The 16,565-nt window shown below is 62.7% G+C and carries 16 protein-coding genes; 6 read left to right on the top strand and 10 right to left on the bottom strand.

What is annotated here, in order from left to right; genetic code table 11:
- Positions 1–31: 31 nt before the first annotated feature.
- The 5 genes from AC1DD7_RS04940 to xylA form a co-directional block, all read right to left on the bottom strand.
- Positions 32–739, bottom strand: coding sequence for an L-ribulose-5-phosphate 4-epimerase (locus tag AC1DD7_RS04940; protein ID WP_477514045.1), 708 nt, complete (start codon positions 737–739; stop codon positions 32–34).
- Positions 736–2,439: a ribulokinase gene (gene araB / locus AC1DD7_RS04935; RefSeq protein WP_477514044.1), complete on the bottom strand. Its 1,704-nt coding sequence runs from the start codon at positions 2,437–2,439 to the stop codon at positions 736–738. The genes AC1DD7_RS04940 and araB overlap by 4 nt, the downstream gene beginning before the upstream one ends.
- A 207-nt stretch (positions 2,440–2,646) precedes the next feature.
- Positions 2,647–3,630: a LacI family DNA-binding transcriptional regulator gene (locus AC1DD7_RS04930; protein ID WP_477514088.1), complete on the bottom strand. Its 984-nt coding sequence runs from the start codon at positions 3,628–3,630 to the stop codon at positions 2,647–2,649.
- A gap of 68 nt (positions 3,631–3,698) precedes the next feature.
- On the bottom strand, positions 3,699–5,129 hold the full coding sequence (gene xylB / locus AC1DD7_RS04925; RefSeq protein ID WP_477514043.1) for a xylulokinase: 1,431 nt from the start codon (positions 5,127–5,129) through the stop codon (positions 3,699–3,701).
- Between the two features lie 111 nt (positions 5,130–5,240).
- Positions 5,241–6,428 (bottom strand): xylose isomerase, encoded by a 1,188-nt coding sequence (xylA, locus tag AC1DD7_RS04920; RefSeq protein ID WP_477514042.1) that lies wholly within the window; start codon positions 6,426–6,428, stop codon positions 5,241–5,243.
- 81 nt (positions 6,429–6,509) lie between these two features.
- Between xylA and AC1DD7_RS04915 the strand changes: the two genes are divergently transcribed.
- From AC1DD7_RS04915 to AC1DD7_RS04905, 3 genes are all read left to right on the top strand, one after another.
- The gene (locus AC1DD7_RS04915) at positions 6,510–7,772 is read left to right on the top strand and encodes an ROK family transcriptional regulator (RefSeq protein ID WP_477514087.1); all 1,263 of its coding nucleotides are present in this window, start codon (positions 6,510–6,512) and stop codon (positions 7,770–7,772) included.
- 136 nt (positions 7,773–7,908) lie between these two features.
- Positions 7,909–9,024: a YihY/virulence factor BrkB family protein gene (locus tag AC1DD7_RS04910; protein ID WP_477514041.1), complete on the top strand. Its 1,116-nt coding sequence runs from the start codon at positions 7,909–7,911 to the stop codon at positions 9,022–9,024.
- Positions 9,005–9,244: a hypothetical protein gene (locus tag AC1DD7_RS04905; protein WP_477514040.1), complete on the top strand. Its 240-nt coding sequence runs from the start codon at positions 9,005–9,007 to the stop codon at positions 9,242–9,244. Before AC1DD7_RS04910 ends, AC1DD7_RS04905 begins: the two co-directional genes overlap by 20 nt.
- Before the next feature lie 23 nt (positions 9,245–9,267).
- Here AC1DD7_RS04905 and AC1DD7_RS04900 read toward each other — a convergent pair whose 3' ends face one another.
- From AC1DD7_RS04900 to AC1DD7_RS04885, 4 genes are all read right to left on the bottom strand, one after another.
- Positions 9,268–9,447, bottom strand: coding sequence for a hypothetical protein (locus AC1DD7_RS04900; protein WP_431116903.1), 180 nt, complete (start codon positions 9,445–9,447; stop codon positions 9,268–9,270).
- Between the two features lie 249 nt (positions 9,448–9,696).
- Complete coding sequence (locus AC1DD7_RS04895; RefSeq protein WP_477514039.1) at positions 9,697–10,536, bottom strand: sugar phosphate isomerase/epimerase family protein; 840 nt, start codon at positions 10,534–10,536, stop codon at positions 9,697–9,699.
- Positions 10,533–11,747: a dihydrodipicolinate synthase family protein gene (locus tag AC1DD7_RS04890; protein ID WP_477514038.1), complete on the bottom strand. Its 1,215-nt coding sequence runs from the start codon at positions 11,745–11,747 to the stop codon at positions 10,533–10,535. The genes AC1DD7_RS04895 and AC1DD7_RS04890 overlap by 4 nt, the downstream gene beginning before the upstream one ends.
- The gene (locus AC1DD7_RS04885; RefSeq protein ID WP_477514037.1) at positions 11,747–12,916 is read right to left on the bottom strand and encodes a Gfo/Idh/MocA family protein; all 1,170 of its coding nucleotides are present in this window, start codon (positions 12,914–12,916) and stop codon (positions 11,747–11,749) included. Before AC1DD7_RS04885 ends, AC1DD7_RS04890 begins: the two co-directional genes overlap by 1 nt.
- A 195-nt stretch (positions 12,917–13,111) precedes the next feature.
- On the opposite strand from AC1DD7_RS04885, the gene AC1DD7_RS04880 reads away from it, so the two are divergent.
- From AC1DD7_RS04880 to AC1DD7_RS04870, 3 genes are all read left to right on the top strand, one after another.
- A complete protein-coding gene (locus AC1DD7_RS04880; RefSeq protein ID WP_477514036.1) occupies positions 13,112–14,152 on the top strand; it encodes a LacI family DNA-binding transcriptional regulator in 1,041 nt (346 codons plus the stop codon).
- Positions 14,153–14,310: 158 nt separating this feature from the next.
- The gene (locus AC1DD7_RS04875) at positions 14,311–14,997 is read left to right on the top strand and encodes a helix-turn-helix domain-containing protein (protein WP_477514035.1); all 687 of its coding nucleotides are present in this window, start codon (positions 14,311–14,313) and stop codon (positions 14,995–14,997) included.
- On the top strand, positions 14,987–15,709 hold the full coding sequence (locus AC1DD7_RS04870) for a hypothetical protein (protein WP_477514034.1): 723 nt from the start codon (positions 14,987–14,989) through the stop codon (positions 15,707–15,709). Before AC1DD7_RS04875 ends, AC1DD7_RS04870 begins: the two co-directional genes overlap by 11 nt.
- 69 nt (positions 15,710–15,778) lie before the next feature.
- Here AC1DD7_RS04870 and AC1DD7_RS04865 read toward each other — a convergent pair whose 3' ends face one another.
- Entirely contained in the window at positions 15,779–16,552 is a 774-nt protein-coding gene (locus tag AC1DD7_RS04865) for a sugar phosphate isomerase/epimerase family protein (RefSeq protein ID WP_477514033.1), read from the bottom strand.
- Between the last annotated feature and the right edge of the window lie 13 nt (positions 16,553–16,565).

The following is a 16,565-nucleotide window of genomic DNA, read 5'->3' as shown; positions in this document are numbered from 1 at the left end:
ATAGCTCCTGAAAGTATGTTGGACGTCCGCTTTAGCGGCCGTAGACGTTTTGGTAGCGGTTGTAGAGCGAGTCGATCTTGGCCTGGTCAATGGGTAGGGGTTCGCCGAGTTGCCGGGAGACGTGCACCGTCTTTGCCACTTCCTCGCACATCACGGCTGCCTTGACCGCGGACCTTGCGTCCTTGCCGATGGTGAAAGGTCCGTGGTTCTGCATGAGCACGGCGGGGGAGTGGGAGTTCTTGAGGGTCTCCACGATTCCCTGTCCGATCGAATCGTCTCCGATCAGTGCGAACGGGCCTACCGGGATCGGGCCGCCGAATTCGTCGCCCATCATCGTCAGTACGCAGGGGATCTCCTCGCCGCGGGCTGCCCAGGCCGTGGCATAGGTGGAGTGGGTATGCACCACGCCGCCAACCTCGGGCATGTGCCGGTAGACGTAGGCATGCGCTGCAGTGTCAGAGGACGGCGAGAGGTCCGGGTTACCCCAGTCAATGGTTCCGCCGCTTCCGATGTTGATGCCCCTGACGGGAGTCCCGTAGAGGTCCGTGACCACCATTTGCTCGGGCGTCAGCTCGTCATAGGAGACACCGGAGGGCTTGATGACCATGAGGTCGTAGCCAGGGATCCGTCCGGAGACGTTGCCCGCAGTCCAGACAACCAGCTTGTAGCGGGTCAGCTCAGCGTGGAGGTCGCAGACTTCGCGCCGGACTTTCGCGATGGTTTCCAAGAGCGTGCTCATGCGTTGACCCCTTCTGTGATGGCGGTGTGGGCAGCGCGCTGAATTGCCTTCAGGCGGTGCATGACGCTGTTGGTCCCGCGGCCGAAGTAGTCGTGCAGGGTGCGGTATTCCTGGAAAAGTGCCTCGTAGGCCCTGACGTTTTCAGGGATCGGCGTGTAGACGGCACCCGGGGCAGCTGCCATGGATGCTGCCGCTTCGCGGATGTCCTTGTACTTCCCGGCAGCCACAGCGGCGTGGATTGCCGAGCCCAGGGCGGGTCCCTGCTCCGAGCCGATGGTGGACAGCTGGAGGCCAGTGACGTCCGCGTAGACCTGCATCAGGAACTTGTTCTTCAAGAGTCCGCCGGCCACGATGAACTCCTTGACAGGTACTCCGGAATCACGGAATGCGTCCACGATGGTGCGGGTGCCGAAGGCCGTGGCCTCCAGCAGCGCGCGGTAGGTGTCCTCGGGCTTTGTGGCCAGGGTTTGGCCCACTATGACGCCGGAGAGTTCGTGGTCCACCAGCACTGAGCGGTTGCCTGAGTGCCAGTCCAGGGCAATGAGGCCGTGCTCGCCGATTGCCTGCTTCTGGGCGAGTTCGGTGAGGTATTCGTGGATGCCCAGGCCTTTGGCGGCGGCGGCTTGGTGGTAGTGAGGGGGAACGCCGTTCTTGGTGAACCAGCCGAAGATATCGCCGACTCCGGACTGCCCGGCTTCATAGCCCCACAATCCGTCCACGATGCCGCCGTCCACAACGCCGCACATGCCCGGGACTTCACGCAGGACGTCACCGTTCATGACGTGGCAGGTGGACGTGCCCATGATGGCCACGAGTTGCCCCGGCTCAACAGCGTTGGCTGCGGGAGCGCTGACGTGGGCGTCCACATTGCCCACCGCTACGGCAATTCCCGCAGGCAAGCCGGTCCAGGCCGCAGCCTCTTCTGTGAGGTAGCCCGCGGCGTCGCCCAAGCGGCCGATGGTGTGCTCCAGTTTTTCAGATACGAAGCCCTTGAAGTCGGGGTTCAGGGCGGCGAGGAAATCCTCCGACGGGTACTTGCCGTCCTGGTAGATGCCCTTGTAGCCAGCGGTGCAGGCATTTCGAACGTAGCTGCCGCACAGCTGCCAGACGATCCAGTCGGCTGCCTCAACCCAATGATCCATGGCGCTGTAAACGTCGGGATCTTCCTCAAGCAGCTGCAAGCCCTTGGCGAACTCCCACTCTGAAGAGATCAGGCCCCCGTACCGGGGAAGCCATGCCTCCCCGCGTTCCTCGGCGAGCTTGTTAATGCGGTCGGCCTGCGGCTGCGCGGCGTGGTGACGCCACAGCTTGATGTAAGCGTGAGGACGGTCCGCGAAGCGTTCCAGTTCGTTCAGCGGAGTGCCATCCGCCGTCGTCGGGACCATGGTGCAAGCGGTGAAGTCCGTAGCGATGCCCACCACATGTTCCGGGTTGATTCCGGCATCGGCGACGGCAGCCGGTACCGCGTTGCGCAGGACGTCGCGGTAGTCGTTGGGCACTTGGAGCGCCCAGTCGGCGGGCAGCCGCTGACCAGTTGTGGGCAGTCGGTCGGACACAACGGCGTGCGGGTATTCGAACACGCCGCTGCCGAGTTCGGCACCGTCCGAAACGCGCACGACGACGGCGCGACCAGACAAAGTGCCGTAGTCCACGCCGATGACAAACTGCTCGTCGAGCGGGAGGTTTTCAGTGGTATTCATGGGGTCTCCATCCGGCTGGCCAAGGCCTCATTGCCGGGGGTCGGGGTGGAAGAAGTGAAGAAGGTCTGATGCAATTGTTAGCGCTCACAACTTTGATGTCAAGAGGACGGGCGTCATGTGGGACCGTTTCAGACACTCCGACCCAACCAGGTCGCAGATCAGCGCGTTTTGAACGTCCAGAACGCGCTCTGCTGCCACCTGCTTGGGTTAGCTTGAGAGGGGCGCCGTCGTGGCTCGGACAACGAGCCGGGGCTTCACGGTCACTGGCGTACCCGTAGTGCCCGTCTCCAAACGGTCAAGCAGCAAGCCAATGCAGCGCTGGCCAAGCTCCTCAAAGTCCTGGGCCACGGTGGTCAGCGGCGGAATGAAGTAAGCGGCTTCGGGTTGGTCGTCGAAGCCCACAACACTGATATCGGCAGGGACCTGGACGCCCGCTTCATGAAAGGCCCGGAGCACCCCAAGAGCCATCTGGTCGTTGGCAACGAACAAGGCTGTCATTGAACGCTCCGCGGCAATTTTCAGGCCCTCGCGGTAGCCGCACTCAGCACTCCAGTCGCCTTCGATCAGGGCCGCTGGTTCCAAGCCGGCCTCACGCAGGGCGTCCCGCCAACCATCGGTACGGGCAACTGCGTCAATCCAATCAGCGGGCCCGGAAAGATGCCCAATATGCTTGTGCCCCAGCTCAAGGAGATGCTGGACGGCAAGCCGGGCTCCTCCGCGCTGGTCCACGGTGGCGCCGCTGAGGTGCTCGTCGCCGACAGAGCCCACTGCCACCAGCGGCACTTGAGCGGTGATGTCCTTCAGGACCTCAAAGGTCCCAGGGTGCGGCACTGTCACGACGATGCCGTCTACGCCTTGGTCCATGAAGTGCGCCATGGCGTCCTTGATGGTCTCCGGCGTGACTTCCCGCAGGCCGGCGACACTGACAAAGTAGCCCGCTTCCCTGGCCGCCTGCTGCACTCCGAGGAGGGTGTGGGACGGGCCGTACTGCGCCAACTCGCTGCCCAGGACGCCGATGGTCTGGGAGCGTCGGGTCACCAGGCTGCGTGCAGCGGTGTTGCGGCGGTACCCAAGTTCAGTGATGGCCTGTTCGACGCGCTCGCGGGTCTTTGGGCTCACGTTGGGGTGGTTGTTCAGAACACGGGACACAGTTTGGTGGGAAACGCCGGCAACGCGGGCGACGTCCTCCATGACAGGAGGCCTGCTTGGTGCGGATTGTTCAGTGCTCACCCTGTCACGATAGAGCACGGGCGCGGTGATCAGCCCATGGCTGCCCTGGCCGCGTAATGGCGGTACCTCGTCAGGAACCCCGGTGTTCCCGAGGACTTCGGCGCAGCAACCTCGATTCCTTCAAGGGGCCAATCGGGCAGCTTTCCCGTGAGGACGCCGGCGGCCTGCCGTGCGGCACCGTCTGCCACGTATTCGCCAGGAGCGGGTACGAACACCGGCAATCCGAAGACCTCAGCGGCAACCTGCTGCACAGCCTCGGACTGGGCGCCACCGCCCACCAGGATGATGCGTCGGGCCGCCACGCCTTGCGATTGCAGGGCAGCAAGGCCGTCGGCCAGGGAGCACAACACACCTTCGACGGCGGCCCTGGCCAGGTTTGCTGGCGTGTAGTTGGAAACTGTGAGCCCATGGAGGGAACCCGTGGCGTCCGGAAGATTGGGCGTCCGTTCACCTTCAAAGTACGGCACCAGGGTCAAGCCGCCGGCTCCTTCCGCGGCGGACAGGGCAAGCTTGCCGAGCTCCGGCAAATCCACCCCGAGCAATGCGGCGGTGGCATCAAAGATCCGGGTGGCGTTGAGCGTACAGGCAAGTGGCAGGTAGTTCCCTGTGGCATCGGCGAACCCTGCCACCAGGCCACTTGGGTCCTGGGATGGGACCGCCGATACAGCGAAAACGGTGCCTGACGTGCCGATCGAAATAACAACATCCCCGACGGCGGCGCTGACGCCCAGACCCGCTGCGGCGTTATCGCCTGCACCGGGCCCGATCAAGGCGCCGCCCGGTGTCTTGCCGGATGCTTCCAAAGGCCCGACGACGGCCGGCAGCACCGGGACATGGCCGAGGGTGCCTTTCAAGACTTCCGGAAAGTATTCGCCCGTTCTGGAGGAGAAGTATCCTGTGCCTGAAGCATCGGACCGATCTGTGCGGAGCAACTCCAAAGAGGCCGGCCCTGTGCCTGGCCCATGGCCGGCCAACCGCCACGACAACCAATCATGGGGAAGGCAAACGGCAGAAGTGCGCCGGGCATTTTCGGGCTCGTTTCGAGCCAGCCACCGAAGTTTGGTGGCCGTGAGGGATGCCACGGGCACGGTCCCCGTGCTGGCTGCCCAATACGCAGCTCCAGCCGCGGCGTCGCCTTGGCCGGCTTCAAGGATCAACTCTTCGGCGTCCAGCGCGGAGCGCGTGTCGTTCCACAGCAGCGCTGGGCGGACCACGTTTCCTGATTCGTCCAGGCACACCATTCCATGCTGCTGGCCCCCCACGGAGACAGCATCGACGTCGTCCAAGCCGCCGGCCTGGCTGATGGCTTCCTGGAGGGCAGCCCACCAGTGATCTGGATGGACCTCGGTGCCCTCAGGGTGTGAAGCGCGCCCCTGCCGCACCAGGGCACCTGTGTCTGAGTCCCTGATGACCACTTTGCAGGACTGGGTGGAGCTGTCGATCCCGGCTACGAGAGGCATGCGTTTGTTCCTTTGCGGACTGTTCCTTTGCGGACCGTCGCCGGGACTGGCAGTCCGGAAAAACAAGGAACCCTGTGTGGCCCCGGCGACGGAATTGCGAATGGCTGATCTTTAGCGCGCACCCAGGAGGTGCTCGATGGCCAGCTGGTTGAGGCGTACGAACGCGAACGAGCGCTCGGCGGCCTTGTCGGCGTCGAACGTTTCGAAGGCGCTGGCGTCAGCCAGCAGGTCAGCAGTGGTTTCCCCGGCGTTCAAGGTGGGCTCGCCGAGTTCGAACACGCCCGAGGTGGTCAACGCTTCCTGGACCTCCGGATCGGCGCGGAAAGCGAGGGCGCGTTCCTTCAGGAGCAGGTACATGGACATGTTGGACTTTGCCGATTCCCACACGCCGTCGTAGCCGTCGGTGCGGGAGGGCTTGTAGTCGAAGTGGCGCGGGCCATCGTACTTGGGTCCGCCGTTGGGGAAGCCATTTTCCAGGAGGTCCACAGTAAAGAAGGCGCTGGTGAGGTCGCCATGGCCGAAGACGAGGTCTTGGTCGTACTTGATCCCACGCTGGCCGTTGAGGTCGATGTGGAAAAGCTTGCCGGCCCAGAGGGCTTGGGCAATACCGTGGGTGAAGTTCAGGCCTGCCATTTGCTCGTGGCCGGTCTCGGGGTTGAGGCCCACAATGTCGCCGTGTTCCAGCTGTGCGATGAACGCAAGGCCGTGGCCAACAGTCGGCAGGAAGATATCGCCGCGGGGCTCGTTGGGCTTGGGTTCCAAGGCAATCCGAAGGCCGTAGCCCTTCTCCTTGATGTAGCCGGCGGCGGTGTCTACGCCTTCCTTCATCCGGTCCAAGGCTGCCGAGAGATCCTTGGAGCCGTCATACTCGCTGCCTTCGCGGCCGCCCCACATCACGAACGTCTCCGCGCCGAGCTCAGCGGCGAGGTCGATGTTGCGCAGGATCTTGCTCAGGGCAAAGCGTCGGACGGAGCGGTCGTTGGAGGTAAATCCGCCGTCCTTGAAGACGGGGTGGCTGAACAGGTTGGTGGTAACCATCGGAACCTTGAGGCCCGTTTCGGCCAATGCGCCCTTGAAGTTCTTCAGGATGAGGTCGCGCTCGGAGGCGCTGGCGTCAAAGGGGACAAGATCGTTGTCGTGGAAAGTGATGCCATAAGCGCCGAGTTCACTGAGCTTATGGACGGCTTCGATCGGGTCCAGGGCTGCCCGGGTTGCAACGCCGAAGGGATCGGCGCCTGTCCATCCCACGGTCCAAAGGCCAAACGTGAAACGGTCCTGGGGGGTTGGCTGCGGGGTCATTGTTGCTCCTTTGCAAGGCGGCGGGAGGCCGTGAATAAAATGCACTCCAATTAGTTTTCAATCTGAACTATATGGGGGATGATGGATCATGGTCAATGGAAACCAGCAAAAATCTTCCAAGCCCGTGAGGAGGCTGCGAGAGTGAATGAGCAAGCTGCCCCTGGGCGCGTAGGTGACGTCCGCCGTCGTAATCTTTCGCTTGTCCTGGATTCGATCGCCCGCAACGCCGATGCCAAGCCCAGCCGCGCGCAAGTGGCTGCTGGAACAGGGCTGACCAAGGCGGCAGTATCGAGTTTGGTGGCTGATCTCGTGGAGTCAGGCCTCGTATCCGAGGTAGGCCTGTATCGCGATGGGGAGCGGGGGCGGCCAGGTCAAGGCCTTGAGCTCAGCTCCCGCCGAGGCGTTGTTGGAATGGAAATCAACGTCGACTACCTGGCCGTGGGCTTGGTGGACCTCGGCGGGAACTTGCGCTTCAGTTCCACGGTGGAGTCCCGCAACCGGGGGCTCAAGCCGGGTGCCGTTATGGAGCATCTGGGTGAACTGGCCAGCCAGGCGAAAGCCGCAGCCGCCTCTGCCGGCATCACGATCCTCGGTGGCGGACTTGCGGTTCCCGGCCTGGTTGATGAGCAGCGCAATATCGTCCTGTCCGCCCCAAACCTTCACTGGGAGCACGAGCAATTGAATCCGCAGGCGTTGCTGGAAGGCGCGCCGCTCGGCGTCAGGCTGTCCAATGAGGCAAACAGTGCTGCCCTTGGTGAGCTTTGGTACGGCGACGGCCCCGCGGACTTCCTCTACGTTTCCGGCGAAGTCGGCGTTGGTGGTGGGGTCATCATCAGTTCTGAGCTCTACACGGGACCTGGTGGTTCGGCCGGCGAGCTGGGCCACATCGTGGTGCATCCCGAAGGGCCTTCATGTTCCTGTGGAGGGGCTGGCTGCTTGGAAACATTTGCTGGCCAGGAAGCTATTTTTGAAGCTGCCCGCATCCCGGAGGGGTCCCTTGGCGGGCGAACCGAACTTCTGCTCGCCGCCTTGGCCGCCGATGAGCCGCATGCCAAGCGTGCAGTTCGGGACGCCGGACGGTACCTGGGCATCGCGCTCGCCTCTTCTGCGCGTCTGATGGACATCGAAGCCGTGGTGCTCGGGGGCCACTTTGCCGTCCTCGCCGATTGGCTGAAACCGTCAGTGCTGTCGAGTTTGGAAAGGTACGCGCCGGGGCTGCTGGAGCCGGAAAGCCTCACCGTTTCCCGTTTGGAGCACTCCGGGACGCTGCTGGGCGCGGCGGGTCAAGTGATCCGCGCTGTCATTGAATCGCCTTTCGAATTCCTTTTGGGCAAACCCGCGTAGGGCATCTTTCCCCCGGGGAGGCGGTTTCCCGGATTTGCAGGATCTCTGTGCCTGGTTCTTCCATGCGAATCATCAGCATGCTTACTATTAAGTGGTCAGTTTGTTCGCGCATGCTCAACCCACGAACAGGTGTCCCATGACTACTGAAAATTCAGCACACACCAGCACGGCGAAGGCGGGCAGCGCTCCCGCCCCTGACGATGACCGCAAGCCGGATAGTCTCAACGACCTGGTGAAGCCCACGTGGATGTACATCGCCAAGAGGACGCTGCGGGAGTTCAACAAGGATCAATGTCCCGATGCCGCAGCCGGCCTCACCTACTATGCAGTGCTCTCCCTTTTCCCGGCGCTTTTGGCGTTGGTTTCCCTCATCGGGATCTTTGGCGATGCCGGGAAAACCACCACGGCATTGCTGGACATGGTGCAGCAGTTCGCTCCAGGACCCGGTGTTGACGCCATGCGGCAGCCCATCGAGGAGCTGACACGCTCCAACGCGGCGGGCTTTGCACTGGCCTTCGGCATCGTGGTGGCGTTGTGGTCGGCCTCCGGCTACACCACAGCCTTCAGCAGGGCGATGAACCGCGTGTACGAAGTGGATGAAGGCCGCGGTTTCGTGAAACTGCGCGGCACGATGCTCGCCGTTACCGTCGTCGCGCTTGTGGGCGCAGCGCTGGCCGCCGCGATGCTCGTCCTGAGCGGTCCAGTGGCGGAGACGATCGGTAAGGCAATCGGAATGTCCGACACGATCCTGACCGTGTGGAATATCGCAAAGTGGCCTGTCCTGATCGTGCTGGTGGTAGCTGTCATTGCGGTGCTCTACTACTTCACCCCCAACGTCAAGCAGCCCAAGTTCCGTTGGATGAGCCCGGGGTCTCTCATTGCCCTGTTGATTTTTGCCCTGGCATCGCTGGGCTTTGGCTTCTACGTTGCGAACTTCAGCAATTACAACAAGACCTACGGAACGCTGGCAGGCGTCATCATCATGCTGCTCTGGCTGTGGATCCTGAATATGTCGCTGCTTTTCGGCGCGGAATTTGACGCCGAAATGGAACGCGGGCGGCAATTGCAGGGAGGTATTGAAGCCGAGGAGAGCATTCAACTCCCGCCGAAAGATACCAAGCGCAGCGATAAGCAGCAGAAGCAGGAAGATGAGGTAATCCGGCGTGGGCAGGAGCTCCGTGAAAACTACGATGACGAGACACGCTCCAACGAAGCCCGGGAACGAGCCGCAGATGCCGAAGACAAGAAGTGAGGCTCAGCCCGGCAAGGGGTCCGGCATTACCCGCAGGAAGCTCAAGACCGTTCGGGACGGCGACAGAGTGGAAATCCACGGTGAGGTTTTCCGTGTCAGTTCCGTCCAGCCAGAGGAGGGAACCCGGAATATCCGGGTGGAGTTACAAGCCAACGACGGCGGCACTCTCACCTTGATCGGTGTTCCGCGCGCCCAGGTCCACGTGCCCGCCAAGCTGTAGCCGGGCTGAGGATCCCGTGCGGATTATGCCCCTGCGGGAAAGCCCTGGTCGGCGTCATCCCACCAGCCCTCCCAGGCGCTGGAGGATAGGCGCTCAAAAGCGAAGGTGGCAGCAGGCGTGTTTTCTTCAGGGGAAGCGCCTGAGGATCCGCTGTGGCTGCTGCTGGCGTCCAGGAAAAAGTTGAGTGTCTTCAAGAGCATCATGGTTGTGTCCTTTCAGTGGTTTCTTGGACCTCTTTGTCCAGGTGAAACCAGCGTAGGTGGCCATTGTTTCCTCCCATCGACGCAATGTTTCAGCTATGTACCACTTATCTAACATGGGCATTCCGCGCCTCGCTGCTGAAACAAAACAGTATGAAAAAAGCGAGCTCCTGCCGTGACCGGGCAGGAGCTCGCTTGCTTTGGGGGCGGTCCTCCCGCGGAGCTTAGGGCATCTGCGGGAGGACCACGTTCTTAGGCGTACGGGAGGACGAGCTCCGCGTAGCGCTGCTTCATCGTTTCCAGGACGGTGTCGCCATCGGCGTCCCAGATTTCCTGGTTGAAGATCTCAACCTCGATATCGCCCGTATAACCGGCGTCCCGCACCCAGGTGCCGATGGTCGCGAAGTCAATGACGCCGTCGCCCATCATCCCGCGGGACAGCAGTGCGTCTGAAGCGATCGGCAGGTTGAAATCACATACCTGGTAGGAGGCAATGCGGTTATGGCGGCCGGCACGTTCAATCTGGGCCTTCAGTTCCGGATCCCACCAGACGTGGAAAGTATCGACGGCGACGCCCACTGACTTCGCGTCGTAGGGTGCCGCAAGGTCCAGGGCCTGACCCAGAGTGGAGATGAGGGCGCGGTCTGCTGCGTACATCGGGTGCAGGGGTTCCAGCACCAGGCGCACACCGTTCTCGGAAGCGAACGGCACCAGTTCCTCGAGACGGTCCGCAACGCGCTGGCGGGCAGCAACCACGTCCTTCTCACCGGGAGCGAGCCCTCCGACCACCAGGAAGAGCTCCTGGGTATCCAAGGCAACAGCTTCACGGACGGCGTCGAAGTTATCGGCCAGGGCCGCTGCCTGACCTTCAGCATCAGCCGCCGTGAGGAAGCCCCCGCGGCACAGGGACGAAACACGGAGGCCAGCGTCCTTGATGAGCTTGGCTGCCTTGTCCAGTCCGGCTTCCGCTACTCGATCACGCCATGGGCCGATTGCGGGGATGCCCGCGCGGGCACAACCGTCAACGGCTTCGGCAAGGGTCCACTTTTTAGTAGTCGCGCTGTTCAGCGAGAGTCTGGAAAAGTCGCTCATGCGCCCACTCCGTTGATCCTCAGGTAATCGGACATCCGGAATGCTGCCAGCGACGGGTCCTTCAGCAAGCCGGCCTGATCGGCAAGTTCGAAGGTCTTGGCCAGATGGAGGACGGATCGTCCCGAGTGCAGTCCTCCGACCATCTGGAAGCCGGGCTGTTTGCCGTTGAGCCAGGACATGAAGGCGATACCGGTCTTGTAGTAGAACGTCGGTGCGCTGAAGATGTGCTTTCCGAGCTCACGTGTGGAGTCCAGGATGGCTCGCCCTTCTGCACCTTGGCCGGCGTCGTACTTCTGCAAGGCAACCGAAGCGGCGGGGTAGATGGCTGCAAAGATGCCCAGCAGTGCGTCCGAGTGGTGGGTGTCGTCGCCGTCGATAAGTTCCGGATAGTTGAAGTCGTCGCCTGTGTAGAGGCGGACGCCTTCCGGAAGGTTGGCGCGGAGGGCGACTTCATGGGAAGCGTCCAGCAGCGAGACTTTCACGCCGTCGACCTTGTCCGCGTGCTCGCGGATCAGGCTGAGGAACGTTTCGGTTGCGACTGAGACGTCGTCGGAGCCCCAGTAGCCGGCCAGCGCAGGATCGAACATGGTGCCGAGCCAGTGCAGGATGACGGGTTGGTCCACTTCCTGCAGGAGCGTCGAGTAGACGTGCAGGTAATCGTCGGCCCCGCTGGCCACCTTTGCCAAGGCGCGGGAGGCCATGAGGATGACCTTGGGGCCGGCTTCGCTGACCACGGCGATCTGCTCGCGGTAGGCATCGATGACTGCCTGGATGCCGGCAGCGCCTTCAGGAAGGGCGGCGATGTCCAACTGGTCTGTCCCTGCGCCGCAGGAGACGAGGTCGCGGACCGATTTGCCCGCTGTCGCGGCGCTGCCTGCGGAAACTACGGAAGCGGCCTCGGCGCCGGTGCGCTTGATGAGCTGCTGGGTAGCTGCCCAGTCCAGGCCCATGCCGCGCTGCGCGGTATCCATGGCGTCAGCGACGCCCAGTCCGTAGGACCAGAGTTCGTGCCGGTACGCCAGCGTGGCATCCCAGTCGAGCTGCGCCGGGGCGCCGGGAGTATTGTCAGCCGAAACCTCCGGGATGACGTGGGCTGCGGCGTACGCGCGGCGGGCCGTCAGGGGTGCGCTTGGCTTGACCCAAGCAGTGGCGGGCTGGAGGCGGTACTCGCGGGTGCCGCCGTCGTCGGTAGGAAGAATGAGTGACGTCATTAGAGGGTGATCTCCGGGATGTCGATGGTGCGGCGCTCGGCCGAGGACTGCAGGCCGAGCTCGGCAAGCTGCACGCCGCGGGCGGCGGAGAGCAGGCCGAAGCGGTGCTCGCGGCCGGCCACCACGTCGCGCAGGAATTCTTCCCACTGCAGCTTGAAGCCGTTGTCCAGTTCAGCGTTGGCCGGAACTTCCTGCCACTGGCTGCGGAAGGATTCGGTGACGGGCAGGTCCGGGTTCCAGACGGGCTTGGGGGTGTGGGCGCGCTGCTGCGCAACGCACTTGTTCAAACCGGCGACGGCGGAACCGTGCGTGCCGTCGATCTGGAACTCAACCAGTTCGTCGCGGTAGACCCGAACGGCCCAGGAGGAGTTGATCTGGCCGACGACCTCGTCGCCGCCCGGAGTTTCGAGTTCGAAGATTCCATAGGAAGCGTCGTCAGCGGTGGCCTTGTATTCCTTGCCGGCCTCGTCCCAGCGTGCGGGGATGTGGGTGGCGGTCTTGGCGTTGACGCTCTTGACCTTGCCGATAATGCCTTCGAGCACGTAGTTCCAGTGGCAGAACATGTCCGTGGTCATTCCGCCGCCATCTTCCTTGCGGTAGTTCCATGACGGGCGCTGGGCTGCCTGGACGTCGCCTTCGAAGACCCAGTAGCCGAACTCGCCGCGGATGGAGAGGATGCGGCCGAAGAAGCCTTCGTCCACCAGGCGGCGGAGCTTGACCAAGCCGGGGAGGTACAGCTTGTCGTGCACCACGCCTGCGGTGACGCCGGACTCCTGGCCGATCTGGGCGAGCTCGATTGCTTCCTCGAGGGTCTCAGCCGTGGGCTTCTCGGTGAAGATGTGCTTGCCGGCGCGCATGGCCTTCTTCAGGGTGGCGGCGCGGAGGCTGGTCATTGAGGCGTCAAAGACGATGTCCACGGTGGGGTCGGCGATGACGGCGTCCAGGTCGGTGGACCATTCGGAGACCTTGTGGAGTTCGGCGAGCTCGCGGATCTTGGCTTCGTTGCGGCCAACGAGGATCGGTTCGACCTGAACCTTGCTGCCGTCTTCGAGCGTGAAGCCACCGGCGTCGCGGATAGGGAGGATCGACCGCAGCAGGTGCTGGCGGTAACCCATACGGCCGGTGATGCCGTTCATGGCGATCCGGATCGTCTTTGTTTCGTAGCCCATGTTTTCTCCAGGTCCTTGTGCCGGCCTCTGTAGGTTGCCGGTGTTTGCAATTCGAGAGTGCGGGAAAGCGCATTCCCATTGCATCGATCATGCCCCATGCCGCGCTGGCTTGGCAAGCGCTTTCCCAAAAATGGGTGAACACTGCCATAATTTCTTTAGCGCCAGTCTCGAAGGCTTGCAGAAAAGGAGGGCCTCGTGGCCGCCAGCACACTGAGTGAAGTTGCCCGTTTGGCAGGGGTCTCCCTGGCCACGGCGTCCCGTGTCCTCAACGGTTCCACCCGTAAACCTGCAGAGGATATTGCGGAGCGCGTCCGGGAGGCCGCGGAAAAGCTCGGCTACGTCCCCAATGCCCAGGCCCAGGCGCTCGCAAAGTCCAGCTCAGGACTGATCGGCCTGATTGTCCACGACATCGCAGACCCCTACTTCTCTGCCATTGCGCGCGGTGTCCAGGAGGCGGCCCGCCAACAGAACCGTATGGTGCTGTTGGCCAGTACCTCCGGCGCTCCTTCGGATGAGCGGGAAGCTGTGGCAGCCTTCGCTGCCCGCCGCGCAGATTCAATCGTCATTGCAGGTTCACGCTCGGCACGGCCCGAGGACGAGCAAAGCAATCTGGAGCTCGCTGCCGAGTTGGATCGCTATTGCCGTAATGGCGGGCATGTCGGCGTAGTAGGTCACCCGATCGTGGGCTCCACCACCGACGAGGGCTACCACGTAGTTGAGGTGCCCAATGAGGACCTCGCCGCGACGCTCGCCGACGAGTTGGCCGCATCGCACGAGGGCGCCTTCGTCATTGTTGGCGGCCCTGAAGGGCTCTTTACCTCCGATGACCGGATCCGCGGCTTCCAGCGTGGACTCGCCGACGCCGGTCGGCCCCGTGCCGAGGTTATCCGTACAGGCTTCAACCGTGCGGGAGGGTACGACGCCGGGCTGGCGCTGGCCGTACGAATCAAGGCCTCCGGCGAACGCCCCTGCATCTTCGCGGTGAACGACGTCATGGCCATCGGCGTGACCGCCGCACTGCGGTCAGAGGGTGTGTGGATTCCCCGGGACGCAAACATCGCTGGTTTTGACGACATCGAAACCCTGCGGGACTTCAGGCCCGCCTTGTCCACGGTCTATCTGCCGCTGGAGGACATTGGAAGGCTTGCGGCCGGCGACCCGGAGGGCGGCCCTGTGGTTGGTTCCGTCAAGCTCCGCCGCAGCACGGAATTGCCGGTGGAGAGCCAAGCAGGCTAGTTGGTGCAGTAGCCTCCTGTCCCGGCCCAAGCGGTGGCTCTGGTTGACGTGGTGGCGTCCTGTGATTACACATTTGTGGCGCATTCGCTAGGAATGTGTAATCGGCGCAAGCGGGTCCGGTGATTACATATTCATAGCGATACCGATAGGATTATGAAATGGCATTGAGTATCCCCGAGCTGGCGAAGCGACTTAACGTCAACGAGAGCCGAGCGCGGCAGCTCGTCCAATCCGGACGTGTTCGCGGCCAACGGGTCGGCGGACGCTGGATCGTTGACGAAGCTGACGCTGTCCAGTACCGGCCTGGTAAGCCTGCTGGCCGGCCGCTGTCCGAACGGAGTGCCTGGCAACTCATATCCTGCTTCTGGGAAGACAGCCCGCGGCCCTCTCTCCTCGATCACTTCGAACCCTCGCCGGTCGAGAAACATCGCCTGAAAGAGCGCATCAACCGGCTGCAGGACTCCTCGGACGTACTCAAGCTTCTCGCAGCATGGCTGCCCAATCGCGCCGAAAAATTCGAGTTCTCTTCCAACCCGGACGACATCGCCGAGCTTCGGGGGGACAAAAGAATCCACCTTTCCGGAGTCTCTCACCCGCGCTCTGGGCTGCTTGCCAACTCAGAGGTTGAAGCCTACGTGCGACGCGACGAACTCAAGGCCGTCGTCAAGGACTGGTTCCTGGTTGAGCCATTCCCGGGCAAGAGGCCGAATGTAATCCTCCGCGCCGCCGAGCAAGTCCCCGACGAACTTCCCCCACTAGTGGTGGCGGCAGACTTGGCCGAACGGCCCGGTGTCCGTGAACAACAAGCCGCACGCGAAATCCTCAGGAGCGTCCATGCCGATTGAACTTCCCGCAATGTTCACAGAACAGCAGGAAGCATGGCAGGCTGTCTTCGAAATCCATAGTGCAATGCCGCAGGGTTGGGTTCTGGTCGGCGGCCAAGCGGTCTTCCTGCATGCTGTCGAACGTGGTGCCCGGGACGTGCGACCCACCAAGGACGCCGATATGGCGTTGGACATCCGCGCATACCCCACGATGCTTCACGATTTCACTGAACTCCTAGTGAAGCTCGGCTTCGAATCCGCCGGAGAATCCCTGGAGGGCTACCAGCATCGATGGGAGCGCGGGGAGGCTTTGGTGGACGTCCTCATTCCGCGCCATTTGGGTGAACGCGCCGAGAAGCGACGCGGAGTTAGCGGCGGGACCACAATTGCTGCCCCCGCCAGCCAACAAGCTCTCGACCGTTCGGAGACTGTCGAAGTTCAAGCGGGATCAGCGTCCGGCAGCGTCAACCGGCCCACGATCCTCGGCAGCCTCATCGGCAAAGCGGGAGCGCTGACCATCATCAACGACCCCCTACGGCAGCGACACATCGATGACTTCCTTACCTTGGCCTCTGTTGTCCGGGCCTCCGACCTTCGTCACGTCACCTACAAGCGCGCCGAACGGGACCACTTGGCAAACATGCTTGGTCGACTTGCCAATGAACCGGAGCTCATGGAACAAGTGCCGGAAGGTGCTGAGGGCGTGGAACGTCTGCGAATCTCGCTGAACTAGGTGTCGACGGGACGGCGGGATTAGCCGTCAGCGATTACGCGCACCAACGGCGTTTGAATCGAAGTGGCGCTAGTCTTCCCCGAGCGTGATGGTGTGCAGGAATGCTGCGTCGTTGAGCACGTTGTCCGGGAGGTCGTCCTCGACGAATTCCAACATGATGTCCATGTCCTTGCCGTTTCCCCGCAGGGCGTCCGACACTGTCTGCCACAACAGCTTCCTGTTCCGGAGCGGGAACCGTTCGGCTTTGGGTCCCCAGGAAAAGCAGTGGACGCCAACGACGTGAGGCAACACCCGGTGGAGCGACTCAAGCGCTTGTTGGTCGGAAAGCCCGACGGCGGGTTGCCAGTAAGTGCCGACGTTGGCGTGGTTTACGAGGCGCAGGAGTTCAAGTGTTGTTTCGGGGGAGTCGGTGAGGGTGTTGCCGTGATACTCGAAGGCGATGGCTATTCCTCGCTCGGCCGCCAGGTCTGCCACCCGTTGCGCGTCCTTTACGACAGCATCCCAATGATTGTCTTGGGCGTCTGCCGAACCAAGCTCCCCAGCCCAGATGCGTATTCGAGGTGCGCCCAAGGTCGCCGCCAGCTCCAAAGTTGGGCCGAAATCGCCGAAGTCGCCAGCACGGTAGTACGAACCAAGCGAAAGGACCGTGAGGCCGGCCGCTTCCGTGGCTTCCTTGGCATGGGCCGCGGATGCGGCGTCACTGACGTGGACATCAGTGCCCCACTCGATGCCTGCCAAGCCTGCGTCGGCAGAAATTCGGACGACGTCGTCAATCCCCGAGTCCCGTAGGGTGACGGAACAAATGCCGGGCGTGAGGTCCGCCAATGTAGTGAGGTCGATCATTGGTTCAGGATAG

The sequence above is a fragment of the Paenarthrobacter sp. 10L412 genome, assembly GCF_056395565.1.
Note: the sequence above shows the minus strand (reverse complement) of the source record. Positions and strands in the feature narration are given on the sequence as shown.